Origin of the sequence: Mycolicibacterium brisbanense (genome assembly GCF_001570425.1) — a bacterium.
GTDB lineage: Bacteria > Actinomycetota > Actinomycetes > Mycobacteriales > Mycobacteriaceae > Mycobacterium > Mycobacterium brisbanense.
In genome coordinates this window covers 90,566-116,308 of the sequence record NZ_BCSX01000021.1, presented here as the reverse complement: position 1 = coordinate 116,308, position 25,743 = coordinate 90,566, and the positions used below count along the sequence as shown (strand labels likewise).

Here is a 25,743-nt window from a genome sequence, read left to right as displayed (position 1 = left end):
GCCCCCTATTCACCAGTGGACTCCCGGTGTTGCATCGATGAATACGGTCTGCGAGCCAGTCAGTTCGGCGGGTTCGGACTTCGCGGCGCCGGAATCACCGAACATCTTGAATCCGCGGTTGCGCACGGCATCCATGAGCTCCGGACTCAGCGAGTCCGCGAACGACGCGACCCGCCCGAACACCGGGCTGACCCGCCTGGGCCGTTCGATCATCGCCCGCGTGATCACCTGCGCGGCTTCCTGCGGCGTCAGTGCCGGGAACTTGTCGTAGAGCTTGGTGGGCGCGATCATCGGTGTGCGCACCAAGGACATGTGCACGGTGGTGAAGCGCACACCCTCATCGAGGGTCTCGGCCTGGAAGGCATCCGACACGGTGTCAAGCGCGGCTTTCGACGCGATGTACGCCCCGAAGCGAGGCGCTCGGGTTTGGACACCGGCCGACGAGACGTTGATCACCTGGCCGAACCTGTTCGCCCGCATCTGCGGCAGCAGACCGAGCATCAACCGCAGCGGCGCAAAGTAATTGAGCTGCATGGTGCGTTCGAAGTCATGGATTCGGCCGTAGGACAATGCGAGCGAACGACGGATCGACCGCCCGGCATTGTTGACCAGAATGTCGACCCGCCCGTGCTCGTCGAGTACTTGAGCCACGAGCCGGTCGACCGCATCGGGATCAGCAAGATCACACGGATAGGCAGCCGCGATACCTCCCGCTGCTGTGATCGCCTCAGCGATCGCGACCAGTTTGTCCGCGCTGCGCGCCACGAGCAGCACTGTGCCGCCGGCCCGTCCCACCGCCAGCGCGGTGGCCTCGCCGATACCCGACGACGCCCCGGTGATCATGACGACCCTGCCGCGCAACGCTTCCGACAGGCTCCCGCGGCGCTGGATCAGCTGCAGCAGCCCACGCGGCGTGGTCCGCGAGGTAGGGGTCGCCAACGCCTTGTTGATGGCTCCGGTGCGCGGGATCAGTGCCCCCGCGACACGGTGTAAGGGCTTCATTTCGCTTCCTGGTCTGGTGTTTTCATCCGGCCGACTCGGTGCGACCGTGGGCGCGACCCAGCAGCTCGGCGATGATCCTGGTGACCGCATCCGGGTTGTCCAGCTGCGGGCAATGTCCTGAGCGCGGCAGGATCACCAATTCACTGCCGGTGATCTGCTGGTGTAGAACCCGACTCGCGCGTGCCGGGATGATGAAGTCACGTCGGCCGTGCACGACCACGGTCGGACAGCTGACCTGCACGTCGCGGTGGGTGCCCAGCGCTTCATGCGCATACCGGAAGGCGTCGCGGCCCAGCTCTGCGATGCCTGGCGACCCTGAAACCACAGTGGACCAATAGGCCACGACCTCGGGATCGGCGGTGACCCCCGGCCCGTAGAGCACTTTCGGCACGGCGCGAACGGTGACCCAGCGCAACGCACCGGCCGGCACCGGCATCCGGGCAACCCATGCCCAGACGATCTCCGGGACAGCACGTCTACGAGCGAGGCGAGCGATCCAGTGCCGGGCGTTGAGCGGATCGTCGAGGGCGACAAGGGCATTCACCAGATCTGAGTTGTGGGCCGCTGCACGGACTGCTGTCGCCGCACCGAGCGAGTTTCCCACCAGGACAACAGGTCCCAACTCCTGGAGTAGTGCGTCGGCGAATGCGTCGAACTGCGGCAACAGCGGTCCGGGGGCGCGCAGCGCCGCCCGGCCGAAGCCGGGCAGATCGACCGCAACTGCCTTGTGCCCCAAGCACTCCAGCCGGGTGAGCACCGGCCGCCAGGTGTCTGCGCTGTCGGCGTAGCCGTGCAGCAGGACCACGGGAGTCCCACTGCCCGGCACCGACAGCACCCGAGTTTCCACGCCTGCGAACGTGGCCCGGCTCTCGGCGATCATCCCGCGAGCAACCCCTTCGCAATATGGGTCACCTGGACCTCGTTGCTGCCCGCGTAGATCATCAGTGACTTGGCATCTCGGGCAAGTTGTTCCACCCGGTACTCGGCCATGTAGCCGTTGCCGCCGAAGAGCTGGACGGCGTCCATGGCCACCTCGGTGGCGGCCTCTGACGAGTACAGCTTGATCGCCGATGCCTCCGACAACGTGGGCATCTTGCCCGCCTGCAACTTCTCCAACGTTTGGAACACCATGTTCTGCACGTTGATCCGCGCCACCTCCATCTTCGCCAGCTTGAGCTGGATCAGCTGGAACTGGCCGATGTTCTGGCCCCACAGCGTGCGGTTCTTGGCGTAATCGACGCAGCGCCGGTGACATTCGTTGATGATTCCCAGCGCCATCAGCGACACGCCCACCCGCTCGGCGGCGAAGTTCGCCCGGGCGCTCTCCCGCCCGTCGCCGCCACCGTGCTCCTCGGTCTCCCCCAGTAACCGGTCCGGGGTGATCCGCACATTGTCGAAGAACAGCTCACCGGTGGGCGAGGACATCATGCCCATCTTCTTGAACGCCTTGCCCTGCGTGAGACCAGGCATGCCGGAGTCGAGGACGAACGTCAGCACCGGTCGGTTGCGCTTGTCCACGCTGGGGTCGCCTTCATCGAGCTTGGCGTAGACGATCAGTACATCGGCGTCGGGGCCGTTGGTGATGAACGTCTTCTGGCCGTTGAGGATGTAATCGGCACCGTCGCGCTTGACATAGGTCTTCATGCCGCCGAACGCATCCGAGCCGGCATCGGGTTCGGTGATGGCCCAGGCCGCGATCTTCTCCAGGGTGACCAGCTCGGGCAGCCAGCGCTCCTTCTGCGCCAGCGTGCCGCGGCTCATGATCGTGGCCGCCCCCAGACCGATGCTGACGCCGATGGTGCTCAGCAGCCCGATGCTGACTCCGGCGAGTTCGGACACCAGCACCGCGGCCATCGACACCTGACCCGCGAGGTCGCCGAGGCCACCGGAGGATCCCTCGCGCTTCTCGGGCTTGGGCTCACCGGCCGCGATCGCGGCTGCCTTGGCGCGTTCCTTCTCCAGGATGGTCTTGATCGCCTCGGACGCCACCACGTCGAGACCGAACTCGCTGAACAGCGTGCGCGCGATCGGATAGGGCGAGCACTCACCGCTTTCCAGCCCGTCGCGGTGCGGCTCGATCTCCTTGTCGATGAACTCGCGGACGCTCTCCCGGATCAGTTCGTCGGACTCGGACCACTCGATCATGGCAGCCTCCCGGCAATGTCGTCGATGTCCCAGAGGCCGTCAGTTTCGATGGTCTTCACGTCGTGCCAGCCGGCCAGCTCCGAGATTGCACCACCCTGCACCGCGTACACCTTTCCGGTCAGCGGGCACTTCTCCGAGGCCAGGTAACCCACCAGCGGCGAGATGTTGGCCGGGCTGAACAGGTCGACCTCGCCCTCCTCCGGCTCCCCCATGAGTGCTCCCATGCCCGGCGTGGCCAAGGTGAGCCGGGTGCGGGCGATCGGTGCGATCGCATTGACCCGCACCCCGTACCGCTCCAGCTCTTCGGCAGCGACCAACGTCATCGCCGCGATGCCGGCCTTGGCCGCGCCGTAGTTCACCTGTCCTGCATTCGGCACAGTCAGGCCCGATCCCGACGCGGTGTTGATGACGGCGGCGTTGGGCTGGTTGCCGGCCTTGCTCTGCTCCTTCCAGTACGTCGCGGCATGCCGCAGTACCAAGAAGTGGCCTTTGAGATGCACGGCAATGACGCTGTCCCATTGGGATTCGTCCATGCCCGCGATGAAACCGTCCCGCAGGATGCCGGCGTTGTTGACGACCACGTCCAACCCACCGAACTCGCTGATGGCCTGCGCGACGAGGCGAGCCGCGCCATCCCAGGTGGCGATGTTGTCGGTGTTGGCGACGGCCCGGCCGCCTGCCGCGACGATTTCGTCGACGACCTCGTGCGCGGGCCCCTCGTCGGCGCCCTCTCCGGCGTTACTCCCACCGAGGTCGTTGACGACGATGCTCGCTCCCTCGCGGGCGAACAGCAGTGCGTGCTCGCGGCCGATGCCGCGGCCCGCTCCTGTGATGACGGCGGTCCGCCCTTCCAAAGCTCCCATGTGTGTACCCCTTTTCTTCAGTCAGCGAGGACGGCCAGGCCGTCGGTGATGGCGAATTCCTCGCCCGCTTCCCCGTTGCGGGCGGTTTCGAACGCGTACGTCGTCTCTCCGCCGCCACTGCCGGTCTGCCAGATCCGGGTTTCCAGATCGTCACCGGGCAGCACCATCTTGGAGAACCGCACCGCAAACCGCTTGAGTCGACTCACATCCGATCCACCGAACTCGGTGAGAACCGCCCACGAGGTGAATGCCATCGTGCACAGTCCGTGGGCGATGATGCCCGGCAGCCCGGCGTCGCGGGCGACCTCCTCCTCGAGGTGGATCGGCATCGGATCACCAGCGGCCGGTGCATAGCGGAATGTCTGGTCGGCGTCCACGTGCTGCACGACCTTGGCCAACGGTGCATCATCGCGCAGCGCTGGGTCGAACTTGTGGTTCGGAACCTGCTCTCCCACCGCATCGCCCGCGTTGATACCCCGGAAGAACCCGATCAGGTACTGCTCGTTGACCAGCTCACCGTCCTGCGCCCGACTCTCGACGTGAATCGATACCCGGGCGCCCGAATCCACTGTGTCGTAACCGATCACCCGGCCCCGCGAGGTCAGTTTGTCCCCCGGACGAATCGGGCGATGGAAGTGGAAATCCTGCTCGCCATGGACGATTCGGCCGAATATCTCGATCGGCACGACGTCGATGACGGGGCCCATCAGCGCATCGAAGGCAGGCACGATCGCGAACACCGGCGGTGCGACATCGCCGGTGCGGTGCGCTTCGATCGGATCGTTCGTCGCCGCAGCGTACTCGGCGATGCGTTCCCTGGTGACCTCGAAGGTCTCCGGGTCGGCCCACACGTTCAAGCCCGAGTTGTCGAATTCGGTTACCGGCTCGGTCATGTCAGACCGCCGCGGAAGCCAGCGCGTCGAGCTGCTCGAGGGTCTTGTCGAGTTGCTTCGCGCCGTCCTTCTCGACGGCCTTGGCCAGCGCACCCTTCACCAGGGCACCTTCGAAGTCGCCCGAGACCTTGAACTCCGAGCCGCTGCCCGACGGCGTCACCGTGAACTCGAACAGTGCCTTGACGCCCGCCATGCCGGTCCCGGACAGGACGAACGTCGTTGGGGCATCCATCTTCTCGATCTTCCATTCGATCTTGTTGGCCATGCCGAGCATGACGATCTTCGCCGTCAGCGCAGTGCCCGGGGTGACGGTCTCCGGCACGTCGCTCAGCCACTTCTCGTGGACGGTGAACCACTCGTCCCAGGTCTTCAGATCCGAGACGATCGCCCAGATGGCCTCCGGGCTGGCCGACAGCTGCTTGGTGGCTTCGATGTGTCCCATTTTCGTTTTCTCCTTGCGTGATTGGTTGTTGGAAGATGTCGTTTCAGCGCTCGGCACGCTGGTAAGCAGTCACCACTGCGGCTCCGCCCAGGCCGATGTTGTGCTGCAGTGCCGCAGTGACGCCCGCTACCTGACGCTTGTCGGCGGTGCCACGCAGCTGCCAGGTCAGCTCGGCGCATTGCGCCAGACCGGTGGCGCCGAGCGGATGCCCCTTGGAGATGAGTCCGCCCGACGGGTTGACCACCCACCGCCCGCCGTAGGTCGTGTCGCCGTTGTCGACCAGCTTTCCCGCCTCCCCCTCGCCGCACAGACCCAATGCTTCGTACAGCAGGAACTCGTTGGCGCTGAAGCAATCATGGAGCTCGATGACCTGAAAGTCGTCGGGGCCCAGGCCGGACTGGTCGTAGACCTGTCGGGCAGCAGCGACATTCATGTGGTGGCCGATGAGCGCCTTGCACGTGCCATCGAAGCTGTTCTCGAAATCCGTGGTCATCGCCTGGCCGACGATCTCGACAGCCTGGCCGGCCAGACCGTGCTCGTCGACGAACTTCTCGCTGGCGAGGATCGCCGCACCCGAACCGTCAGAGGTCGGCGAGCACTGCAGCTTGGTGAGCGGGTCGTAGATCATCCGTGCGCCCAGGATGTCTTCGAGGGTGTACTCCTCTTGGAACTGCGCGTACGGGTTGTTCACCGAATGCTTGTGGTTCTTGTAGCCGATTTTCGCGAAATGCTCAGCGGTGGAACCGTATTGCTTCATGTGTTCGCGCCCGGCAGCGCCGAACATCCACGGCGCCGGCGGGAACAGAACTTCCGAGATCTCGGCAAGCGCCAGAAAGTGCTTACCCATCGGCTGCTCACGGTCGTCGTACGTCGCGCCGAGCGAGCCCGGCTGCATCTTCTCGAACCCGAGCGCGAGCGCGCAGTCCGCGAGGCCGCTGCGGACAGCGCGGGTTGCGAGGTACAGCGCCGTCGACCCGGTCGAGCAGTTGTTGTTGACGTTGACCACCGGGATACCCGTCATGCCGAGTTCGTAGAGCGCGCGTTGGCCGGACGTCGACTCGCCGTAGACGTAGCCGACATAAGCCTCCTGAACCTCGCGGTAGTCGATTCCGGCGTCCGCCAGCGCCTTCGTCCCCGACTCGCGGGCCATGTCCGGGTAGTCCCACGCCGATCCGTCGTCGTTGACCCGGCTGCCGGGCTTCTCGAACTTCGTCATACCGACGCCGATCACATACACCTTGTTGGGCATGAAACCCTCTCTTTCTGTGCGATGTAAGAAACATACCAACTTGTTTGTATCTTGTGAAGAGGTAAAGCTGCGCCCCGCAGAGGGAAGAGAAGAAAACGGCTGGCGACAGCCTGATTCAGAAGGCTACGAAGGGGTTTCGAGACTCAGGGCCTCGCCGCCCAGAGCCTGCGAAACCATACCGCGCAGCTGCACGCAGACCCGGTCCCAGCGCTTCTTGGCCCGCTCCGCATTGCGGTCGGCAAAGCTGGACAGCAGGATGCCCCGCAACGCGTCCATGGCCGTGAAGGCAAGATCGCGTAAGTCCTTCTGCGTGGCCCGGTCCGGGATCATCTGCGCCAACGCACCGACCAATGCACCCGTCACGATTGGCTCAACTCGCTCGATCTGTTCGGCGAGCACCGGGTCCGTGCGGGCCGCCATCCAGAGTTCAAGTGTGGCAACGAAGATCGGCCCCTGATGGGATTCCCACAGGTAGTCCAGCATCATCGAGACCGGGTCGGCGTTGTTCGCCACGCGCCCGAGGTCAGCCACCGCGGCTTGCACCCGCTGCTGAGCCAGATGCTCGATCGCCGCGACCACGAGGTCTTCCTTGGAGCGGAAGTGATGAACCTGCGCCCCTCGCGTCACGCCGGCGATCTCGGCGACCCGTTGCGTCGTGGTTCCCGCATAACCGTAGGTGACCAGGCATTCCACGGTGGCATCCAGCAGCCGCGTACGCATCGCGGCACTGCGCTCCGCCTGCGTACGCCGCTTGGCCTGCCTGTCCACACCGGTGGTCACCCGATGCATCCTACGTGGTCGCATCCATACGCTCATAACAAACAATCCAATTGGTATGTAACTGATGACCTCACCGCGGCAGATGGGTCATCGCGCCGAGCGCCGCGCCCATCAGACGACCGTGCGTTTCTCTGGGTAACCCCAATCGACTGTCCGGTGAGGCCAGGCGTTGCACCGCAACGACTTGCGACTCGGTATAGCGCAGCATGCCCTCGACACCATGTCGACGTCCGCGCCCAGACGCTTTCCGTCCGCCTGACGGCGCCCCGTGGGAAGCGAACGCGGCGGCGTACGCATCGTTGATGTTGACTGCCCCGGTTTCGATCCGGGCCGCCAGCCTGGCACCTTGCTTGGTGTCCCGAGTCCACACGCTGGCCGAGAGCCCGTACGCGGTGTCGTTCGCAGCTTCGACCACCGCGTCTTCGGTTTCGAAGGCCTCGACCGCGACCACCGGTCCGAACACCTCTGCGGTGTGCAGGTCCGCGGTGGGGGTGACGCCCGACAAGATGGTGGGTTCGTAGAACAACGGCCCGAGATCTGGTCGGCAACGCCCGCCCGTGCGAACCAGCGCTCCGGTTGCTCTTGCCTGCTCGACGTACTCGGCCAGGCGCCTGAAGCCTGAAACCGTGGTCAGTGAACCCATGTCGCAGCTGAAATCGATTGCCGCGCCGAGCCGCATGGCCAGCGTCCTGGCGCACGCCAGATCGATGAATTCGTCGAATATCGATGCGTGCACGTACAGCCGCTCGGTGGTCAGACACACCTGGCCCGCGTTGGCGAAGCTCGCCCGGGGCACAGCCGACGCGGCACGGGCCAAGTCCGCGTCGGGCAGCACGATCATCGGGTTCTTACCGCCGAGCTCCAGGGAGCATCCGATCAGCCGTTCGCCTGCGCGGACCGCAATCTTTCGGCCCGTCGCGGTCGATCCGGTGAACGCCACGTAGTCGGCACCGTCGATCAATGCGTCACCGATCTCGGCCGGATCACCGAGGACGACTTGGAAGACATCGCCCGGAATGCCGGCCGAAAGCGCTGCGTTCCGCAGGAACACGGTCGACAGCGCAGTCTGGTTGTCCGGCTTGAGGATCACCGCGTTGCCGGCGAGCAGGGCGGGGATACTGTCACCGCCGCCGACTCCGATCGGTGCGTTCCATGGCGCTATGACGACGACGACACCGACTGGATGTCGGACTTCGGTGGTCGTGGTCAGGCCCGGGATCGCTCCCGAGTGCCTGTCGGGCCGCAACAATCGCTCGGCGTGGCGGGTGTACCGACTACCGCTGAGGATCGCCTCGCCGTAATCCGAGCAGGCATCGATGCGCGCCTTTCCACCTTCGAGTTGCAGGATGTCGAACAGTGCGGCGCGGTCCCGCCGGAGACGACCGAGGAGGCGCTCGATGAGATCCTGGCGCTCGGAAAGTGGCCGACACGCCCACTGCTTCTGCGCGGATCGCGCTCTGGCCAAAGCTGATTCCACATCGGCGACAGTGTGTTGCGGGATTATCGCCAACGACAAGCCAGTGAACGGTGCGGTCAGTTCGCGTGTGTCGCCAAGTGCCGTCGGGGCATTGACGGCGAGCTCTTCGACAACGCTCATGACGCATCGCGGATGGTGTTCGCCCGAGCGTGGTAGGCGTCGCGCGTGGCCTGGTCGACGTTGAGATACAGGCGTTCGGTGTGCAGCCAACGATGCAGCCTTCGGCGGGTCCGTTCCGGAATCAGGTTCGATGCGCGAAGTGCCAGCCCGAGCCGTTCTGGCGCGTACGTCAACGCCTTGTTGCGGCCGACGGCCCTGACCACGGCTCGGGCGATGTCGTCTGGCTCCACCGAGCCGAACTTCTCGATGATCGGCGAGAGCTGCAACCCCGCCGAAAGTTCGGTGTGCACGATGCCGGGCAGGACTGCCGATACCCGAACACCGCAGGGCTCCAACTCTTCTCGCAGTGCGAGGGTGAAGCCGACGACTCCGAACTTGGTGCCGCAGTATGTTGCCACCCCGGGAAAACCGGCGGCCCCGGCCATCGAGGCGATATTCACGATGTGTCCACTCCCCCGTCCGGCGAACTTTCTGGCCGCCAGTTGCGCGCCGATGATGACGCCGCCGAGGTTGATCTCGATCATTTTCGCCGCCGTCGCGCGTTTCTCATCGAGGAAGTCCCCGGTCAGCATCACCCCGGCGTTGTTCACCAGGACGTCGATCGGACCTAGTTCTGACTCGGCATGATCGAGGAATGCGGCGAACGAGCCTTCGTCGGTCACGTCCAGCGGCAGCGCGATCGCGGTACCTGGAACAGTTTCAGCAGCTTGCGTCGCCAGGTCTACGTCCAGGTCCCCGATCGCGACCCGGGCACCTTGGGCCGCAAACAATTTCGCGGTTGCGAGCCCGATTCCACGAGCAGCACCGGTGATGGCGACCACCTTGGGGGTCGAACTGCGGATCATCGTGACCTCTCTGCTGTGCTGGACATCTCCACCAACGTCGTCGCGACGTCGTCGAGCGCTCGGTCTGCCTGCTTGAGCAGGCCTGCACCGGAATGGAACCCGTGCGGCATACCGGCGTGCTCCCGGTATCGGACTGCAACGCCGACGTGCCGTGCCGCGTCGGCGAGTCGCCGTGACTGGTCCAGGAGCGTGTCGTAGCCCGCGGCATCGATCACGAGGGGACAGAGTCCGGTGAGATCGGCCAGCAGTGGCGACACCGCAGGGTAGGCCCGATCTTCGGCATCCAGATACGCGTCGCAGAAGCGCTGCAGCAGGCTGGATGTCAGTGTCGGTTCACGGCCGTCCGCCGGAACGCCCGCCAGCGCGCGAGGCGTCCAGTCGATCGCGGGACACAGCAGCCCGATCCCAGCCGGTAGCGGGAGGTCTCGACGCTTGGCCGCGACATCCAGCGCCAGGGCCAGTCCCCCGCCGGCCGAGTCGCCGGCGACGAATATCTGATGTCCGGCCCGGTCGGCTTGCAGCAGTGCGGTGTAGGCCGCGAGCGAGTCCTCGAACGCGGCCGGAAACCGGTGCTCCGGAGCCAGCCGGTAGTGGGGCACATATGTCACCGCCCGCAACCTGACAGCGAGCCCGGCGGCGAGCGCCCGATGGCTGCGAGGCGAGCCGACGGTGTAGCCACCGCCGTGCAGGTACAGCAACACCCGATCACCAGGGGTCTCGGGCGTCAAGACTTCAGTCGGCGCACCACCGAGAACCGTTCTGGTGAACGCGATTTCGCGCGGCGCACCCGGCCAGGAGAAGGCCTGGTCAAGTGCGCGTCGCTGGATACGCCAGGGCGATTGCGGCAGGAAGATCAGCCGGCCGAGCGAGCGAGCGGCTGCCCGCAGGATCGTCGGCGGGACATGGATCGGCATCAGCGTCGCACCCGCTCACCCGCGCCTGAGAAGGCGTAGTCGTCGAGCACGGGCCGTGCGCCGAGTCTGCTGCGGTAACGAGCCGGCGTCCATGGCCACAGTTCGGGCAGGCCATCGGTGCCGAGATACCAACTGGTGCAACCCGTTGTCCAGACGGTCCCCGGCATCGCTTCACGCATTTCGACGTAGAGTGCGTCGGTCGCATCCCAGGTCGGCGCCACGGACTCGAACTGCCCATTCCGCCAACGGTCGATCCACCCGAGAATGTGGTCGGCCTGAGCCTCCGCGACGGCGATCAGCGAGTAGTTGCCGACGGGACTGTGCGGGCCCATCAGCATGAAGAAGTTCGGGAACTCCGGAATCGCCACCCCCAGATGTGCCCGTGGGCCGTCGACCCACGCCTCCCCGAGCGTGACGCCGCCGAGTCCGGTCAAACACATCGGCCGCATGTAGGCGTGCGCGTCGAACCCGGTGGCGAGCGCGATCACGTCCGCCTCGTGCAGAACACCGTCGGCCGTGACGATTCCACGGGGTTCCACATGGTCGATGGCCTCGGTCACCAGATCCACATTGTCGCGTTGCATCGCCCGGTAGAAGCCACCCGAAAGGATCAGCCGCCGGCACATCGGTTCATAGTCGGGAGTCAGTTCGCGTCGCAGGTCAGGGTCACGGATCGTACGCAGATTGGCCCGGCACGCCCGGCTGAGCAGGCTGCGCTGCCACCCTGCCTGCACCGTTGCCCGCAACAGCAGCTCGTAGAGCGCCCGGTAGGTGTGGTAGGCCAGCCGATCCAATATCGGCAGCCGCCTTCGGACCGGTTCGTTCACCTTGGCGTAGGGCCGGTTGGGGAAGGGCACCACCCATTGCGCGCTGCGCTGGAACAGCTGCAGCTTCTGAACCGTCGGCGCGAGCCCGCATACGATCTGCACACCGGTCGACCCGGTGCCGATCACCGCGACCCGCTTGCCGGTTGTCTCCACGCGGTGGTCCCAGCGCGCCGAGTGCATCACGTGCCCACCGAAAGCGTCGAGCCCCTTGATATTCGGGTGCCTGGGTTCGCGTAGGAGACCGGTCGCCGAGATCAAGAAGTCGACAACCTGCTCGTCGCCTGCAGCTGTACGGATTCGCCAGGTGCCGTCGGAGAACGTGGCTTCGACGACGTCCGTGTCGAACCGAATGCGCTCACGCAGGCGGTAACCGTCGGCCACCTGGGAGAAGTAGGCCTGAATTTCCGCACCCGGCGAGAAGAAGTGGCTCCATTGGGGATTCGGGGCGAAGCTGTACTGGTAGAACCGGGATGCGACGTCACAGGTGAGTCCCGGATAGGTGTTGTCCCGCCACGTGCCGCCGACCTCGGACGCCTTCTCATACAGCGTGACATCGGTGATGCCGGCCTGGCGCAGCTTGATCGCCATGCACATACCGGACATGCCCGCCCCGACGATCGCGACCGACGGCTTCCGCCTGGCCGCCTGACGATCGCGCGTCACGCCCGCACCTCCGGCTTGTACGTGTCAGCACGATGAAGCACGTCGTCCAGCAAGCGATTTCGCGACATCAACCCGTCCCCCAGAGCCAGCAGGGAACGCAGGTCCAGTAGCAGCCGGACGTATGCGGGCGCGAACACCCGGTTCGCCCGGCGCGCGATACCGTCAACCAGCACCGCACCGGCGCGGCTGACCGGGGCGGGCTTGCCGAGGAAACCGGGGAGCTTGGCAAGGGCAGCAGCGAACCCCGTCGTCGACACCACGCCACGCACCATGCCGGTGTCGATCAGACCGAAGTAGGCGATGCCGACCCGCACGTTCTTGTCGGCGAGCTCGACGCGCAACGCTCGGCCGAAAGCCTCCACACCAGCCTTGGCCGCTGCGTAACCCGAGGCGGTAGGGCTGGGAATCAGCGCCATGATGGAGGAGACCATCACGACATAGCCACGCCGTTCGATGACGTACGGCAGCGCCGCATGCACGGTGCGGAATACCCCGAGCAGATTGACCGCGACGACATTCTCGAAATCGAGCGGATCGATATTCGACACCGTGGCTACCGGGCCGGAAATGCCCGCGTTGGCCACCACGGTATCGATTCCACCGAACAGCGCGGCCACAGCCTGCACAGTCGCAGCGACCGCGCCAGCATGTGTCACGTCGGCAACGAAACCGGCCGCTGTGTCACCCAATTCGTCCGCCAGTCGCATCACCGCAGCTGCATCCCGATCGAGCAACGCCACTCGCGCCCCGGCATCGGTCAGTTGGCGGGCGGTTTCTGCGCCAATGCCGTTGGCAGCACCCGTGATCAGTACGACTTGCCCGGCAAGTTCGCCTGCACGATGGACAAACTCTGGCTCCGTTGGCATACCTGTAACGCTAGGAGTCCTCCGCTCGCGGCGGAATGTGAGGACCGGTCAGCTATTTGACAGAACCGGACTGCCCGCGATTGAGCCGACTCGGTGGATGTCCCCGCCACCGGACGAAGGCGTGCGTGAACGCGGCGGTTTCCGAGTAGCCGAGCCGGCTCGCGACCTCCTCGACCCCGAGCCCGGCGCCGAGCAGCTCGACCGCGAGGGTCTCGCGAACCTCGTCCACCAAAGCGCGAAAACTGGTGTTCTCGGCGGCAAGCCGACGATGAAGCGTTCGTTCCGTCACCGCGAATTCGCGGGCAATTGCCGCCATCGACGGCATCTGAGCCGGATCATCGAGCAAGCGCGTGCGCAGCTGCGCCGAGAATCCGCCCCGATGACGGCGCCGATCGAGCAATTCCTCGCACTGCGCAATACACATCGCGGCGGTATCCGAATCCGCGGCGGGCATCGGTTGATCCAGGAGTTCGTTGGGGATCGTCAGGGCGGTACCGGGCGAGCTTTCATCGACCGTGAACTCCAGTCCCGTGGCTTCCAGCAATTCGAGCGGGATGGCGATCTCGCCCGTCGCGAACCGCAGCCGGGCGCCGGGGATGTTCGCACCGAGCAGCAGTGGCGCGATGTGGGCGATGGCCGTCAGGTCGCGTTGCACCAGGAATACCCGCACGTCGGACGGGATCTGACTGGTGTCAAGCTCCAGCACCAGCCCCTCCGCGGACTCGTGCATGGAGACGTCGAGAAATGTCGAACTCAACGCGGCAAATCGAACGCCGAGAGTGATGGCGTCACGAATGGTCGGGCTGGTGAGGAACGCATAGCCGAGGATCCCGGTGTTGGCCAAGCTGGCCCGTAGCCCGGTTTCCAGTCCGAGCCCGGTCGGATCGTCGACATGGCGGAGCAGATTGCGCGCAATCGTCAGTTCCTGTGCAGCCTGGATCTCGATCGAAGGATCGGCGAGTTGCGTGGCGGTCAGCCCGGTTCCGGCGAGCACCGTCGCCGCGTCGACACCGTGCGATTCGGCCGTTTCGAGCAGCTGCAGGCTGGCGACCGCCGAGCGCGGAAAGTCCCAGCTCGCACCGTTGCGAGAGGCAGAGGCAGCCATACGTCTGAAAGTATCAAATACCGGTCCGCTTCCCTCATTCCGACGGGCACGCCGAATTTCTAGCGTGAGCAACATGAGACTCGGACTTCCGCGCCTGCCGCATCGCCAGGACCTCACCGACAGGGTGGTTGTGATCACCGGTGCCGCAGCAGGTATCGGAGAGGCGACGGCCCGCCGCTTGGTCGCGCAAGGTGCACGGGTGGCACTGCTCGACCGCGACGAGAATGCGGTGCACAGCGTCGCGGAATCGTTGGGTCCTCGTGCGGCGGCGTTCGTCGCCGACGTCTCCGACGCAGCTGCCGTCGACCGTGCGATGGCACATGTGATCGACCGGTTCGGCGGAATCGACGTGATCGTGGCGAATGCCGGAATCGTCGGGCCGGTAGCGACATTCGCGTCGATGGGCACGGATGAGTTCGAGCGGGTGATCGACGTGAACGTCTTGGGTGTCGCGCGCAGCGTTCGTGCTGCGCTGCCGGCGATCATCGGACGTAACGGATATGTTCTCGTCGTCGCCTCCGCCGCCGCTGTCATCCCGACGCCGACCATCACGGCATATGGGGCGAGCAAGGCCGGCGTCGAAGCCCTTGGCCGATCACTCCGTATGGAGCTTGCCGAGACCGGCGCCACCGCCGGAGTCGCCTATTTCGGCTTGATCGACACCGCAATGGTGCGCAATGACCTGCTGGGCGGTACCGGGCTCGAGGAGGTCATGGCGCCGCTGCCCAAGTGGTTCTCCAGCCCTGCCCCGGTCGACGACGCTGCACAGTCCATCGTCGACGGCATCAGACGGCGATCACGGTGGGTGTACGCGCCTCGTTACCTGCCGCTGCTGCTTGCCGCGCGCACAACCATTGCGCTCGCTGAACCGCTGATAGCACGTAACGCTCGATTGCGCGCGGCAATCAGGCGAGCGGATATCGTTGAGCGACAAGGCGTTTAATTGTGCTACTCGCCCCGTTCGACCAGCGGACCGCCCGGAGCGTCGTGAGGATTCGGGGTGAATCGCACGTCCGGGAGCATCGTCGCGGGGTCGCGACCCCACGCCTGTTCCAGTGCCCGCAGCATGCCCGAGACTCCGGTGCCCGTCAGAACGGAATTGTCGATCGCGCTCAACGTGAGATCGATGGTCACCGAGGCATTCGCATAGTCGCCGCGGATGACCTTGTCGATATTGTCGATCGGAAACGGTGACGTGATCATGAGTTTGAGCGCCTGCACGAGATAGGGTGACGCCTTCGACAGCTGTTTGAGTGGACGTTGCAAGCTCACCAGGTTGGCATGCAAGTTGGCGTTGGAGCCGGTCAGCACGTCCTCCGAGGCCGTACTGAGCCGACCCAGCGCCGTCACCGCATCAGCGAAGAGGTCTCGCGTATCGGCGAAGTGCGCGATCAGTGGCGGAAACTCGGTCAACACGCGATCGAGGGTGTCGCCACGATCTGCTGCGATGGACAGGAGCCGATTGGTCGCATCGATCGCTCGATTCAAATCGTCACGCTGGCTGTTCAATTCAGCGGTGAACGTGTCCAGGCGGCCGAGGAATTCGCGAATCTGGTCGGCTCGTCCGGTCAGAATGTTGTGGACTTCCTTCTGGATCGTCTCGACGTTGCCGACGCCGCCACCGGTGAGGATCTCCGAGACGCCGGCCAATGTGCGCTCCACCGTGGGATATGCCGATGAGTTGCCGAGAGGGATGGTGTCACCGTTCTTCAACGGAGTCAGCGAAGGATCCGTCGGAATCTGAAGCTCGACATGTTGCGAGCCGAGCAGGCTGGTCTGGCCGATCTTGGCCAGGGCATTGGAGGGCAACTTGACGTCTGATTCGAGGTCCACCGTCAGGGTGGGGACCCAATCTTTCAGTTCGATCGCCCGCACTCTTCCCACGAACACGTCGGCAACCCGAACCTTGCTGTTGACGTTGAGCGCCAACGTTTCTGGCATCTGGACATAGATGGTCCAGTGACCGGCTTCGGTCCCGGGCCCACCCGGCACCGGGACGTTCGCCATGCCCCGCCATTGCCCGCACGACGTAAGGACGAGGGCCGCCGAAATCAACGCGGTAGCCCGCTGGGTCAGACGCGTGGGTGACTGCCTGTCACGTGGGCGCACGCCGCGCCGGCGCGACTGCCGGGATGCCATGCCGGAACGCTAAGGCCCTGCCACACCACTAATGAATGTTCGTAACGGACAGCTGCTTGATAGTTTCGGACAGTACTCGCGGCCGACCGCCTACCGGCACTAGCCGGAGTCGTCGCCCGCGTCCGCCTTGACGGGGCGACCGATCACCCGATTGGCTCGATCGTTGACCTTGGTGAGCACGCGTTTGACCTCCGCCCGAAACGATGAGCGGACCGGCGAACCACCCTGTCGGGCAACGGCTTTCCCGTCGGCGGTGGTTTTGCGAACAAACCGGCCTCGATCGATATACGGGCGGTCGTCGCCCGGCGATGCGCCGAATCGCAAAAACGGCGGACTACAGCGTTGCCGGGCGCAACACCACGACGTTCTTGGTGCGTGACGAGCCATCCTGCAAGAGTGCGATAACCCGCCCGTCGGGCGCGGTTGCGGCGTAGACGCCGTCGATCCCGACCGGTTTCAACGGCCGGCCGTGCCGGGTGTCCTCGGCCTCATCCGCGGTCAGGTCACGACGCGGGAAGCCGACCAGGCACGCCTCGTCGAGTGAGTAGCTCAGCCGCGCTTCCGTTGCCAGGTCGTCCAGGGTGCGGGCCTCGTCCAGGCCGTAGCGACCAACTTTGGTGCGCCGCAACGCCGTCAGGTGACCTCCGACACCGAGTGCGGACCCCACGTCGCGCGCCAGCGCCCGAATGTACGTGCCGGACGAGCAGTCGACTTCGACGTCGACATCGACGAAGTCGTCGATACGCCGCACCCCCAGCACGTCGAATCGGGCGATCCGCACCGGCCGCGCCGCCAGCTGCACGGCCTGCCCTTCCCGGGCGAGCTTGTAGGCCCGCTGCCCGTCGACCTTGATCGCGCTCACCGCTGACGGCACCTGTTCGATGTCGCCGCGGAGAGTCGCCACTGCGGACTCGATCTGCGCGTCGGTAACCGCCGCGGCCGAGACAGTTTGCAGCACTTCGCCTTCGGCGTCCTCGGTGCTTGTGGTCTGCCCCAGCCGGATGGTCGCGCTGTAGGACTTGTCGGTCGCGGTCAGCAGACCGAGGATCTTGGTGGCCCGCTCGATACCGACCACCAGTACCCCGGTGGCCATCGGGTCCAGCGTGCCGGCGTGGCCGACCTTGCGGGTGCCGAACAGCCTGCGACACCGACCCACCACGTCGTGACTCGTCATGCCCGCTGGTTTGTCGACGATGACCAAGCCCGGTTCTGGACTGCTCACAGCACGATCGCCGTCAGTGTCACGCCGTCGCGGACCGACCATCGGCCTTCCAAGGCTGTCAGCGGCGGACCATGCTCAGCGGCCGGATCGATGAGGATCTCCGAACGGAAACCTCCCGTCGTCCCGGAATCGTCCACTGCGAAGGTGATGTGTGCATCCTCGAATCCCAGCCAGCGGTGCGTCAGCGGAAACCACGCCTTGTAGGTTGCCTCCTTGGCGCAGAACAGGATTCGGTCCCAGTGCAGACCGTCGGGCAGCCCGCCGAGTTCGGTGCGTTCGGCGGGAATCGTGATCGCGTCGAGCACGCCGTTGGGCAGAACGTCGTGCGGCTCGGCGTCGATCCCGACCGACCGGACGTCGGCCGCGCGGCCGACCACCGCGCCACGAAACCCCTGGCAGTGCGTCAGGCTCCCCACCACACCGTCGGGCCAACACGGTTCGCCCTTGTCTCCCTTGAGAATCGGCACCGGCCCGATGCCCAACTCCCCCAGCGCCTGACGCGCGCAGTAGCGCACGGTGACGAATTCGTTGCGGCGCTTGGCGACCGAGCGTGCGATCAGGGGTTCCTCTTCGGGCAGGGGCGACAAACCCGGCGGGTCGTCGTACAGCTCGGCAGAGGCCACGACGTCAGGCAGCACCTCCGGCAGAAGCGCACTCATCCGCGCCTCGCCTGGATCCGGTCCTGCATCTGCTTGGCATGAGCCCGCATCTCCGCGGTGATCTCGAAGTGGCCGCCGAACTCGTTGAGATAGCCAGGCGCATACCGGGGCTCGGGCAGGATCTGCCGCAGCCACCGGTACGGCTTGCGGCGGCGCCACTCCCGTGGGTAGCCGACCGACACCTCTTCGAAGCGCACCTCGTCGTACCAGGTGGTGCGCGGGATGTGCAGATGCCCATAGACCGAGCACACCGCGTTGTAGCGGGTATGCCAGTCCTTGGTCGCGGTGGTGCCGCACCACAGCGAGAACTCGGGATAGAACATCGCGTCGCAAGGTTCACGAACCAGCGGGAAGTGGTTGACCAGCACGGTCGGCGTCACCCAGTCGAGGTCTTCGAGCTTCTCCCGGGTTTGCTTGACCCGGTCGCGGCACCACGCGTCGCGGGTGGCGTAGGGCTCACACGAGAGAAGGAACTCGTCGGTGCCGACGACGTTGCGTTCCCGCGCCACCGCCAGGCCTTCGGCCTTCGTCGTCGTGCCCGCGGGCAGAAACGTGTAGTCGTACAGCAGGAACATCGGCACGATGGTCGCCGGGCCCCCCTGCTCGGTCCACACCGGATACGGATGTTCGGGGGTGACGATGCCCATCTGGTCGCACATGTCGACCAGGTAGTCGTAGCGGGCCCGGCCGAAGATCTGCATCGGGTCTTTGTTGGTGGTCCACAACTCGTGGTTGCCCGGCACCCAGATGACCTTCGCAAAGCGTTTTCGCAGCAGATCCAGGGCCCAGCGGATCTCGTCGGTGCGCTCCCCGACGTCGCCTGCCACGATCAGCCAGTCGTCCGGCGTGGACGGGTACAGCGACTCCGTGACGGGCTTGTTCCCGGTGTGACCGGTGTGTAGGTCACTGATCGCCCACAGAATCGGCTGCCGATCTCTCGACTCATGGTCCATCACCACGGTTGCATCACCACAACGGACCAGCCTAACCGCGCGGCGGACCCCACCCGGCCCGCCGGACTAGAACAGGTTCTCGTTTATGGTCGAGTCCGCGGTCGCTGACCGCTACACTCCCGGCAAGCCGGGGATGATTCTGACCAATTCTGCGAGGGGGTTCGATGGCCGCCAGGGTGCGCCTGCTGTCAGCACTGTGTGCGCTGGTAGCGGCGGTGGTCGTGGTGCTGCAGACCGGAACGTCAGCGGGGTCGGGTACCGGCACGCCGCAGCTGAACGTGACCGATCTGCCGATGACCAACGTGTCCACGACGATCAAATGGCCGGTCATCGCAACAACCGACCCCTCGCCGTTCGATCCGTGCAACGACATCCCGCTCGACGTGATCCAGCGGATCGGGCTGGCCTACACACCCCCGGCCCCCGAGGACAGCCTGCGCTGCCATTACGACGCGGGCGATTACCAGATGGCGGTCGAGGCGTTCGTCTGGCGGACCTATGAGCAGACCATTCCGCCGGACGCCGTGGAGCTCGACATCGACGGGCACCGCGCCGCGCAGTACTGGATCATGAAGCCCACCGACTGGAACGACCGCTGGTGGGTGACCTGCATGGTCGCATTCAAGACCAGCTACGGGCTCATCCAGCAGTCCCTGTTCTACTCACCGATCAAGTCCCCCGACCGCCCGGACTGCCTACAGGTCAACATGCAACGGGCCCACGAGCTGGCGCCGTACTACAAATTCTGATTTGTAGCCTGGTGCGGTGACGCGTATCCGCCGGCATGCGGGCAAGGCGGTAAGCCGCCTGCTCGGGCTGCCACCCCACGAAACGTCCTTTACCGTGCGGCACGGACTGCGGGTGCCGATGCGCGACGGCGTCGAGCTGGTCGCCGACCACTACTCGCCGGACACCGCGACACCGGCGGGCACGCTGCTGGTGCGTGGACCGTACGGCCGTAGGTTCCCGTTCTCCGCGGTGTTCGCCCAGGTGTATGCCGCCCGCGGCTACCACGTGGTGCTGCAGAGTGTGCGCGGGACGTTCGGTTCGGGCGGCGAGTTCACACCGATGGTCCACGAAATCGCCGACGGGACCGACACCGTGGCCTGGCTGCGCGAGCAAACCTGGTTCACCGGCTCGTTCGCCACGGTCGGGTTGTCGTATCTCGGTTTCACCCAATGGGCCCTGCTGACCGATCCGCCGCCGGAGATGAAAGCGGCCGTGATCACCGTCGGCCCCCACGATTTCAGCGAGTCGGCCTGGGGCACCGGATCGTTCACGCTCAACGACTTCCTCGGGTGGAGCGCGATGGTGGCGCGGCAGGAGGAACCCGGTTTGGTGCAGGCCCTGGCCCGCCAGGTCCGGGGGCCCGCCGAGCTGGCCCGGGCCACCGCTGGATTGCCGATGGGCGCGGCCGGCCGCAAGCTGCTCGGCAGCGGCGCCCCGTGGTTCGAATCGTGGCTGGAGCACCCCGACCGCGAAGATCCGTTCTGGGACGCTCTGCGGTTCACCGAGGCACTCGACCGCGTCGAGGTACCCGTTCTGTTGCTCAGCGGCTGGCAGGACCTGTTCCTGGACCAGACCCTGCAGCAGTACCGGCAACTGCGTCGGCGTGAGGTACCGGTGGCCCTGACGATCGGACCATGGACCCACACCCAGCTGCTGACCAAAGGCCTGCCGACGGTCATCGGCGAATCGCTGGCCTGGCTGGACACTCACCTCGCCGGACGTCGCGAGACCCGCCGGGCCACGGTCCGTGCCTACATCAACGGGTTCGACTGGGTTGACCTGCCCGACTGGCCGCCGGCGATGCCCGAGCATGAGCTGTTCCTGCAGCCCACGGGCCGGTTGTCGGACCGGCCGCCTGCGCCGAGTACGCCGTCGTCATCATTCGTATTCCACCCGGCCAATCCGACCCCGACAATCGGTGGTCGGCTGCTGGCGCGTGAGGCCGGGTACCGCGACGACACGCGACTGGGCCGTCGGGCCGACGTGCTCGCCTACACCGGTGACCCGCTGCCCGCGGACCTGTACCTCGTCGGCACCGCGGTCGCCGAACTCGAGCACAGCTGCGACAACCCCAACAACGACGTGTTCGTCAGGATCAGCGAGGTCGACAACCGGGGCCGCTCACGCAACGTGACCGACGCGTTCGTCCGGCGCACCGAGCAGTCCGGTCGGCTGCGCATCGAATTCGACGCTGTCGCACACCGGTTCGCCGCGGGTTCCCGGATCCGCCTGCTGGTGGCCGGCGGATCGCATCCGCGGTTCGCCCGCAACCTCGGTACCGGCGAGCCACCGATCTCCGGTTCCCGGCTTGTCCGCGCCACCCACACTGTGCGACACGGCGACGGCGGCATATCGCGATTGGTTCTGCCCGCCGGCCCGCGGCCGCCGTCAGCCGACTGAGGCCCGCACCCGCTCGGCGACGCGCCGCAGCGTCGCGTCGTCGTGCACGGCGTCGGCCGGTCCGCCGTCAACGGCAATTTCGACCCAGCTTTTGCAACCGGCGAACTCGGGAGTCCGGATCACCCCGACGGGCGCGATCAGTGGCCTGGCCTGAACCACCAACACGGTCAGCCGGTGTTTGGGGCGGAAATCCAACCGGTCAGCCTGCACCGACTCGGCGGTCCAGATGTGCAGGTCGGCGATCTCGCCGATCGCCTCGGGACGGTTGACCTCAACGGCGGCAATCACTTTCGCCGCGGCCCGGATGGTGACAGCGGTTTCGGTGCTGTCGGCCGCGGCCTCGTCGAGCAGATCGTGATGTTCTGGGCGTACCCGCTCGCGATGGCTGTGCGCGACAGTCGGGAACAACAGGAACTCGGGTGCGGCGACCGCGAACCGCTTCTCACCGATGCCGCCCTTGCGCAACAGAACGGTCTGCCGGCCGTCGAGCAGCGCATGGACCGCCGCGCTCCACTCCTTGAGCGCCGGCGACGTCACCGAGCCGCCAGGCGAGCCTGAACCTCGGGACGACGCAACGGCGGAACCGTTTTGGGCGGCTGACGCCGTGGCGCCAACCCCTCCAGTAGCCGCGTCGTGGTCGCGGCGACCTCGGCAACCGCAGCCTCGAACGCCTCGGCGTTGACTCCGGCAGGCCTGGTGATACCGCTGACCTTTCGGACGTACTGGCGCGCAGCGGCCTCGATCTCCTCGGCTGTGGCGGCGGGTTGCAGGCCACGCAGTTCCGTGATGTTCCGGCACATGAGACCCACGATAGATTGATCGCATGAATGACGCCGACGAGCGCTTGCGCGAGGAGCCGACCAACACCGTCTTGCTGATCGACACCACTGACCGGGTCCGCACGCTCACCCTGAACCGACCGCAGTCGCGCAACGCATTGTCATCACACCTGCGCACCGCGTTCTACCAGGCGTTACGCGATGCCCAGGCCGATGACGGCGTCGACGTCGTGATCCTCACCGGGGCCGATCCGGTGTTTTGTGCCGGGCTTGACCTCAAAGAGCTGGGCGACACCACGGAGCTGCCCGACATCTCGCCCAAGTGGCCGGCGATGAGCAAGCCGGTGATCGGAGCGATCAACGGCGCGGCCGTCACGGGTGGGCTGGAACTGGCGCTGTACTGCGACATCCTGATCGCATCCGAGAATGCCCGGTTCGCCGATACCCACGCTAGGGTCGGCCTGCTGCCCACGTGGGGACTGAGTGTCCGGCTTCCGCAGAAGGTCGGTGTCGGCCTGGCCAGGCGGATGAGCCTCACCGGCGACTACCTGTCGGCCGCCGACGCGCTGCGAGCCGGGCTCGTCACCGAAGTCGTCCCCCACGCCGAGCTGCTGCCTGCCGCGCGCCGGGTGGCTGCCTCGATCGTCGGCAACAATCAGGCCGCCGTTCGCGCCCTGCTGTCCTCGTACCACCGCATCGACGCCGCCCAGACCGACGCCGGGCTGTGGATCGAGGCGACCTCGGCACGACAGTGGATGGACTCGGCGACGGGTGACGACATCGCCGCGAACCGGGATGCGGTGCTGCAGCGGGTCGCGCACAGGTGCACTGACCGTCAGTCGGTGACGAGCCATCCGTTTCCGGTCTGGTCGGCGGCGAGCTCCTCGACGCTCATTCCGTCGACCAGCAGGTCGAGGACACCTATCATCGCCGCGCAATCACGAGCGGGGTGATCGGCCGGGCAACGCAGTGCGTGCGTCAAAAACTGTTGCGCCCCTTGGGCTTGAGCGATCACCCGGTCCAGTTCGGCGATCTGCGCGCGGACAGTGGCCCGCCACTGGTCACCCGGCGCGTCCAGCACGGCCGCGGCGGTATCGAGCGGAAGTCCCAGCCGGTGAATGATCTTGAGCAATGCGAGCCGCCGAAGCTCTTCGGGCCCGTACATGCGTTTGCCGGCTTGACGCAGCCGCGGGCGCACCAATCCGCGCTCGTCGTAGTACCGCAAGGCAGAGGGACTCATCTGCAGCCGTGCGGCCGCCTCGCCGATCGAGATCACGTCCATGCCGTCATTTGACTTCAACCTGTGTTGAACCGGCAAGGTCTACGTCATGAGCTCCGCACGGGCGATCAACCACCACGCCGACCATCCCGGCTTCTCCGGCCTGGGCGGAGTGCTGTGCGGGTTGCTCTTCCTCGTGGTGGGCCGGGCCAAAGCCAGGCTGGCCACCGACATCGCCCAGGTCTCCCCCACAGACCACGTCGTGGACGTCGGTTGCGGACCTGGTACCGCCGCTCGAGTGGCGGCCCGCCGCGGGGCGCGCGTGACGGGCGTCGATCCGTCGACGGCCATGCTTCGCGTCGCGTCCGTGATCACGCCGAGACGTTCGGCCATCACCTGGCGTGAGGGCACCGCCGAGGCGTTACCTGTTGCTGATGGCGCGGCCACCGTGGTGTGGGCGCTGGCCACCGTGCATCACTGGCAGGACGTCGACGCGGCGGTCGCCGAGGCGCGTCGCGCGCTGGTGGCGGGCGGGCGGTTGATCGCGATCGAACGGCAGGTGTCCGCCGACGCGACCGGGCTGGCCAGCCACGGCTGGACCGAGCAGCAGGCCGAGGCGTTCGCTGCGCTGTGCCGTGACAGCGGATTCACCGATGTGTGTGTCGAGGGACGAGGTGCCGCTAAGAAGGCGGTCTGGGTGGTCCGTGGGACGCGACGGTGACGCTGGCGTGCGCGCGAGCGTGCGCAAACTGCCGGCCGGACACGGCGTGTCGGGCAGCAGACCCGCACGCTCGCGGTGTGAGTCCTAAACAGTGCCGGCCACCAGCCAGCGGCCTGAGAAGGCCCGCCAGCCGACGAACACCAGGCGCAGCACCATGAAAGTGCTCAACCCGGCCCAGATGCCGAGCAGGCCCCAGTGGAAGATCAGCGACAGCCAGACCAGTGGCAGGAAGCCGACCAGCGCGCTGGCCAGCGTGGCATTGCGCATGAACTTGGCGTCGCCCGCGCCGAGCAGCACCCCGTCGAGCGCGAAAACGATTCCGGCGACGGGCAACTGGCCCACCAGGAACCACCATGGCACGCCGATCTCGTCGAGCACCGAGCGATCGTCGGTGAACAGGGCGGGCAACGCATGAGCCCCGATCGCGAACACCGCCGCCAGCACCGCAGCGGCCGCCGTGGAGAACACGGTCACTCTCCAGGCCACCACCTTCGCGTGGCTGAGCTGACCCGCGCCCAGGGCAGCGCCCACCAGAGACTGGGCGGCGATCGCCAGTGAATCGAGCACCAGCGCAAGGAAACTCCACAGCTGCAGCACCACTTGGTGAGCGGCGACGGCGGCCGCGCCGAACCGGGCCGCGACGGCCCCCGCCGACACGAAGCACGCCTGAAATGCCATGGTGCGCAACAACAAGTCCCGGCCCATCACCACCTGGGCGCGAAGCACCGACGGATGCAACCCGAGCGGCACTTTCTCCGACAGCAACGCCCAGATGAACAGCGTCGCCGCGACCCACTGCCCCACCAGATTCGCGACCGCCGAGCCGGCCAATTCCAACCGCGGCATGCCCAGCCAGCCATAGACCAGCAGCGGACACAACACCGCCGACACCGCGAACCCCGCGATCACGTAGCGCAGCGGCCGAACAGTGTCCTGCACGCCGCGCATCCAGCCGTTTCCCGCCATCGAGATCAAGATGGCGGGCGCACCGAGGACGGCGATCCGTAGCCACGGCTGGGCGGCTTGTGCGATCTCGCCGCGACCGGCGATCAACGTCAACAGCGGGCCCGCGACGACCTGCACGACGGCGCAGAGCACCACCCCGATCGCGACCGCGAGCCACGTGGCCTGCACGCCCTCGCCGACCGCGGCGGCCCGGTCGCCGGCTCCGAAGAACCGGGCCGAGCGCGACGTGGTGCCGTAGGACAGGAAGGTCAGGTTCGATCCGACCAGGTTGAGCACCAGACCGCCAATGGCCAAGCCGGCGAGGCTGACCGCGCCCAATCGCCCGACGATCGCGGTGTCGAACAACAGATAGAGCGGTTCGGCCGCCAGCACGCCGAGCGCCGGGAAAGCCAGTGCGGCAATGCGTCTGCCGTTGACCGTGGCGGAATCATCACCGGAGGTCATGGGCGACCATCCGCGAGAGCGAACCCACAGAACGGGCAGAA

26 protein-coding genes and 1 pseudogene are annotated in these 25,743 nt (G+C 66.2%); 5 read left to right on the top strand and 22 right to left on the bottom strand.

Translation table 11 applies throughout. The features are described from left to right. Positions 1 to 9: 9 nt before the first annotated feature. The 14 genes from RMCB_RS10500 to RMCB_RS10435 all read right to left on the bottom strand — a co-directional run bounded on the left by RMCB_RS10500 (position 10) and on the right by RMCB_RS10435 (position 14,191). Entirely contained in the window at positions 10 to 1,002 is a 993-nt protein-coding gene (locus RMCB_RS10500) for an SDR family NAD(P)-dependent oxidoreductase (protein WP_062828733.1), read from the bottom strand. Positions 1,003 to 1,024: 22 nt separating this feature from the next. Continuing rightward, positions 1,025 to 1,882, bottom strand: a complete 858-nt coding sequence (locus RMCB_RS10495) for an alpha/beta fold hydrolase (protein ID WP_062828732.1) — start codon at positions 1,880 to 1,882, stop codon at positions 1,025 to 1,027. Next, on the bottom strand, positions 1,879 to 3,147 hold the full coding sequence (locus RMCB_RS10490) for an acyl-CoA dehydrogenase family protein (protein ID WP_062828731.1): 1,269 nt from the start codon (positions 3,145 to 3,147) through the stop codon (positions 1,879 to 1,881). The genes RMCB_RS10495 and RMCB_RS10490 overlap by 4 nt, the downstream gene beginning before the upstream one ends. Continuing rightward, on the bottom strand, positions 3,144 to 4,010 hold the full coding sequence (locus tag RMCB_RS10485) for an SDR family oxidoreductase (RefSeq protein ID WP_062828730.1): 867 nt from the start codon (positions 4,008 to 4,010) through the stop codon (positions 3,144 to 3,146). Before RMCB_RS10485 ends, RMCB_RS10490 begins: the two co-directional genes overlap by 4 nt. Positions 4,011 to 4,027: 17 nt before the next feature. After that, a complete protein-coding gene (locus tag RMCB_RS10480) occupies positions 4,028 to 4,903 on the bottom strand; it encodes a MaoC/PaaZ C-terminal domain-containing protein (protein WP_062828729.1) in 876 nt (291 codons plus the stop codon). Position 4,904: 1 nt separating this feature from the next. Continuing rightward, positions 4,905 to 5,345: a type II toxin-antitoxin system Rv0910 family toxin gene (locus tag RMCB_RS10475; protein WP_062828728.1), complete on the bottom strand. Its 441-nt coding sequence runs from the start codon at positions 5,343 to 5,345 to the stop codon at positions 4,905 to 4,907. A gap of 43 nt (positions 5,346 to 5,388) precedes the next feature. Next, positions 5,389 to 6,594 carry a lipid-transfer protein gene (locus tag RMCB_RS10470; RefSeq protein ID WP_062828727.1) on the bottom strand — a complete coding sequence of 402 codons (1,206 nt, stop codon included), beginning with the start codon at positions 6,592 to 6,594 and terminating at the stop codon, positions 5,389 to 5,391. Positions 6,595 to 6,717: 123 nt separating this feature from the next. Then, positions 6,718 to 7,383 (bottom strand): TetR/AcrR family transcriptional regulator, encoded by a 666-nt coding sequence (locus tag RMCB_RS10465; protein WP_062828726.1) that lies wholly within the window; start codon positions 7,381 to 7,383, stop codon positions 6,718 to 6,720. 61 nt (positions 7,384 to 7,444) lie between these two features. Further along, positions 7,445 to 8,971, bottom strand: a complete 1,527-nt coding sequence (locus RMCB_RS10460) for a succinic semialdehyde dehydrogenase (protein WP_062828725.1) — start codon at positions 8,969 to 8,971, stop codon at positions 7,445 to 7,447. Next, positions 8,968 to 9,816: an SDR family oxidoreductase gene (locus RMCB_RS10455; protein WP_062828724.1), complete on the bottom strand. Its 849-nt coding sequence runs from the start codon at positions 9,814 to 9,816 to the stop codon at positions 8,968 to 8,970. The genes RMCB_RS10460 and RMCB_RS10455 overlap by 4 nt, the downstream gene beginning before the upstream one ends. Continuing rightward, positions 9,813 to 10,730, bottom strand: a complete 918-nt coding sequence (locus tag RMCB_RS10450) for an alpha/beta hydrolase (RefSeq protein ID WP_062828723.1) — start codon at positions 10,728 to 10,730, stop codon at positions 9,813 to 9,815. The genes RMCB_RS10455 and RMCB_RS10450 overlap by 4 nt, the downstream gene beginning before the upstream one ends. Beyond that, the gene (locus RMCB_RS10445; protein ID WP_062828914.1) at positions 10,730 to 12,160 is read right to left on the bottom strand and encodes a flavin-containing monooxygenase; all 1,431 of its coding nucleotides are present in this window, start codon (positions 12,158 to 12,160) and stop codon (positions 10,730 to 10,732) included. The genes RMCB_RS10450 and RMCB_RS10445 overlap by 1 nt, the downstream gene beginning before the upstream one ends. 56 nt (positions 12,161 to 12,216) lie before the next feature. Next, positions 12,217 to 13,086: a short-chain dehydrogenase/reductase gene (locus RMCB_RS10440; RefSeq protein WP_062828722.1), complete on the bottom strand. Its 870-nt coding sequence runs from the start codon at positions 13,084 to 13,086 to the stop codon at positions 12,217 to 12,219. A 52-nt stretch (positions 13,087 to 13,138) separates the two neighbouring features. Continuing rightward, entirely contained in the window at positions 13,139 to 14,191 is a 1,053-nt protein-coding gene (locus RMCB_RS10435; RefSeq protein ID WP_062828721.1) for an AraC family transcriptional regulator, read from the bottom strand. A gap of 73 nt (positions 14,192 to 14,264) precedes the next feature. Here RMCB_RS10435 and RMCB_RS10430 point away from each other — a divergent pair, with 73 nt between their 5' ends. Continuing rightward, positions 14,265 to 15,134: a short-chain dehydrogenase/reductase gene (locus RMCB_RS10430; RefSeq protein ID WP_062828720.1), complete on the top strand. Its 870-nt coding sequence runs from the start codon at positions 14,265 to 14,267 to the stop codon at positions 15,132 to 15,134. Between the two features lie 5 nt (positions 15,135 to 15,139). On the opposite strand, the gene RMCB_RS10425 is transcribed toward RMCB_RS10430, so the two are convergent. From RMCB_RS10425 to RMCB_RS10405, 4 genes are all read right to left on the bottom strand, one after another. Beyond that, a complete protein-coding gene (locus RMCB_RS10425; protein ID WP_062828719.1) occupies positions 15,140 to 16,330 on the bottom strand; it encodes a virulence factor Mce family protein in 1,191 nt (396 codons plus the stop codon). Positions 16,331 to 16,664: 334 nt separating this feature from the next. Further along, entirely contained in the window at positions 16,665 to 17,594 is a 930-nt protein-coding gene (gene truB / locus RMCB_RS10415; RefSeq protein ID WP_062828717.1) for a tRNA pseudouridine(55) synthase TruB, read from the bottom strand. After that, on the bottom strand, positions 17,549 to 18,211 hold the full coding sequence (gene pptT, locus RMCB_RS10410) for a 4'-phosphopantetheinyl transferase PptT (protein WP_029373817.1): 663 nt from the start codon (positions 18,209 to 18,211) through the stop codon (positions 17,549 to 17,551). Before pptT ends, truB begins: the two co-directional genes overlap by 46 nt. Further along, positions 18,208 to 19,164, bottom strand: coding sequence for an ACP phosphodiesterase PptH (locus RMCB_RS10405; protein WP_062828716.1), 957 nt, complete (start codon positions 19,162 to 19,164; stop codon positions 18,208 to 18,210). The genes pptT and RMCB_RS10405 overlap by 4 nt, the downstream gene beginning before the upstream one ends. A gap of 164 nt (positions 19,165 to 19,328) precedes the next feature. On the opposite strand from RMCB_RS10405, the gene RMCB_RS10400 reads away from it, so the two are divergent. Next, entirely contained in the window at positions 19,329 to 19,913 is a 585-nt protein-coding gene (locus RMCB_RS10400; protein ID WP_029373815.1) for a DUF3558 domain-containing protein, read from the top strand. 16 nt (positions 19,914 to 19,929) lie between these two features. Next, positions 19,930 to 21,573: a CocE/NonD family hydrolase gene (locus tag RMCB_RS10395; RefSeq protein WP_062828715.1), complete on the top strand. Its 1,644-nt coding sequence runs from the start codon at positions 19,930 to 19,932 to the stop codon at positions 21,571 to 21,573. Here the strand turns inward: RMCB_RS10395 and RMCB_RS10390 are convergent. Beyond that, positions 21,562 to 22,110 (bottom strand): DUF1802 family protein, encoded by a 549-nt coding sequence (locus RMCB_RS10390; protein ID WP_062828714.1) that lies wholly within the window; start codon positions 22,108 to 22,110, stop codon positions 21,562 to 21,564. The two genes, RMCB_RS10395 and RMCB_RS10390, sit on opposite strands and share 12 nt — an antisense overlap. After that, entirely contained in the window at positions 22,107 to 22,373 is a 267-nt protein-coding gene (locus tag RMCB_RS10385; protein WP_029373812.1) for a DUF2277 family protein, read from the bottom strand. Before RMCB_RS10385 ends, RMCB_RS10390 begins: the two co-directional genes overlap by 4 nt. A 23-nt stretch (positions 22,374 to 22,396) precedes the next feature. Here RMCB_RS10385 and RMCB_RS10380 point away from each other — a divergent pair. Continuing rightward, positions 22,397 to 23,184: pseudogene (locus RMCB_RS10380) on the top strand (enoyl-CoA hydratase). A 3-nt stretch (positions 23,185 to 23,187) separates the two neighbouring features. Here RMCB_RS10380 and RMCB_RS10375 read toward each other — a convergent pair. Then, complete coding sequence (locus RMCB_RS10375) at positions 23,188 to 23,634, bottom strand: MerR family transcriptional regulator (RefSeq protein ID WP_029373810.1); 447 nt, start codon at positions 23,632 to 23,634, stop codon at positions 23,188 to 23,190. Between the two features lie 46 nt (positions 23,635 to 23,680). On the opposite strand from RMCB_RS10375, the gene RMCB_RS10370 reads away from it, so the two are divergent. Then, positions 23,681 to 24,292: a class I SAM-dependent methyltransferase gene (locus RMCB_RS10370; protein WP_062828713.1), complete on the top strand. Its 612-nt coding sequence runs from the start codon at positions 23,681 to 23,683 to the stop codon at positions 24,290 to 24,292. 84 nt (positions 24,293 to 24,376) lie between these two features. Here RMCB_RS10370 and RMCB_RS10365 read toward each other — a convergent pair whose 3' ends face one another. Beyond that, positions 24,377 to 25,702, bottom strand: a complete 1,326-nt coding sequence (locus tag RMCB_RS10365; RefSeq protein WP_062828712.1) for an MATE family efflux transporter — start codon at positions 25,700 to 25,702, stop codon at positions 24,377 to 24,379. Positions 25,703 to 25,743 lie beyond the last annotated feature (41 nt).

Excerpts from the sequence above, each read along its gene's own strand:
- RMCB_RS10500 (WP_062828733.1), bottom strand. The coding sequence starts at position 1,002 with ATGAAGCCCTTACACCGTGTCGCGGGGGCACTGATCCCGCGCACCGGA.
- RMCB_RS10495 (WP_062828732.1), bottom strand. The coding sequence starts at position 1,882 with ATGATCGCCGAGAGCCGGGCCACGTTCGCAGGCGTGGAAACTCGGGTG.
- RMCB_RS10490 (WP_062828731.1), bottom strand. The coding sequence starts at position 3,147 with ATGATCGAGTGGTCCGAGTCCGACGAACTGATCCGGGAGAGCGTCCGC.
- RMCB_RS10485 (WP_062828730.1), bottom strand. The coding sequence starts at position 4,010 with ATGGGAGCTTTGGAAGGGCGGACCGCCGTCATCACAGGAGCGGGCCGC.
- RMCB_RS10480 (WP_062828729.1), bottom strand. The coding sequence starts at position 4,903 with ATGACCGAGCCGGTAACCGAATTCGACAACTCGGGCTTGAACGTGTGG.
- RMCB_RS10475 (WP_062828728.1), bottom strand. The coding sequence starts at position 5,345 with ATGGGACACATCGAAGCCACCAAGCAGCTGTCGGCCAGCCCGGAGGCC.
- RMCB_RS10470 (WP_062828727.1), bottom strand. The coding sequence starts at position 6,594 with ATGCCCAACAAGGTGTATGTGATCGGCGTCGGTATGACGAAGTTCGAG.
- RMCB_RS10465 (WP_062828726.1), bottom strand. The coding sequence starts at position 7,383 with ATGCATCGGGTGACCACCGGTGTGGACAGGCAGGCCAAGCGGCGTACG.
- RMCB_RS10460 (WP_062828725.1), bottom strand. The coding sequence starts at position 8,971 with ATGAGCGTTGTCGAAGAGCTCGCCGTCAATGCCCCGACGGCACTTGGC.
- RMCB_RS10455 (WP_062828724.1), bottom strand. The coding sequence starts at position 9,816 with ATGATCCGCAGTTCGACCCCCAAGGTGGTCGCCATCACCGGTGCTGCT.
- RMCB_RS10450 (WP_062828723.1), bottom strand. The coding sequence starts at position 10,730 with ATGCCGATCCATGTCCCGCCGACGATCCTGCGGGCAGCCGCTCGCTCG.
- RMCB_RS10445 (WP_062828914.1), bottom strand. The coding sequence starts at position 12,160 with ATGTCCGGTATGTGCATGGCGATCAAGCTGCGCCAGGCCGGCATCACC.
- RMCB_RS10440 (WP_062828722.1), bottom strand. The coding sequence starts at position 13,086 with ATGCCAACGGAGCCAGAGTTTGTCCATCGTGCAGGCGAACTTGCCGGG.
- RMCB_RS10435 (WP_062828721.1), bottom strand. The coding sequence starts at position 14,191 with ATGGCTGCCTCTGCCTCTCGCAACGGTGCGAGCTGGGACTTTCCGCGC.
- RMCB_RS10430 (WP_062828720.1), top strand. The coding sequence starts at position 14,265 with ATGAGACTCGGACTTCCGCGCCTGCCGCATCGCCAGGACCTCACCGAC.
- RMCB_RS10425 (WP_062828719.1), bottom strand. The coding sequence starts at position 16,330 with ATGGCATCCCGGCAGTCGCGCCGGCGCGGCGTGCGCCCACGTGACAGG.
- truB (WP_062828717.1), bottom strand. The coding sequence starts at position 17,594 with ATGGTCGGTCCGCGACGGCGTGACACTGACGGCGATCGTGCTGTGAGC.
- pptT (WP_029373817.1), bottom strand. The coding sequence starts at position 18,211 with ATGAGTGCGCTTCTGCCGGAGGTGCTGCCTGACGTCGTGGCCTCTGCC.
- RMCB_RS10405 (WP_062828716.1), bottom strand. The coding sequence starts at position 19,164 with ATGGACCATGAGTCGAGAGATCGGCAGCCGATTCTGTGGGCGATCAGT.
- RMCB_RS10400 (WP_029373815.1), top strand. The coding sequence starts at position 19,329 with ATGGCCGCCAGGGTGCGCCTGCTGTCAGCACTGTGTGCGCTGGTAGCG.
- RMCB_RS10385 (WP_029373812.1), bottom strand. The coding sequence starts at position 22,373 with ATGTGCCGGAACATCACGGAACTGCGTGGCCTGCAACCCGCCGCCACA.
- RMCB_RS10375 (WP_029373810.1), bottom strand. The coding sequence starts at position 23,634 with ATGGACGTGATCTCGATCGGCGAGGCGGCCGCACGGCTGCAGATGAGT.
- RMCB_RS10370 (WP_062828713.1), top strand. The coding sequence starts at position 23,681 with ATGAGCTCCGCACGGGCGATCAACCACCACGCCGACCATCCCGGCTTC.
- RMCB_RS10365 (WP_062828712.1), bottom strand. The coding sequence starts at position 25,702 with ATGACCTCCGGTGATGATTCCGCCACGGTCAACGGCAGACGCATTGCC.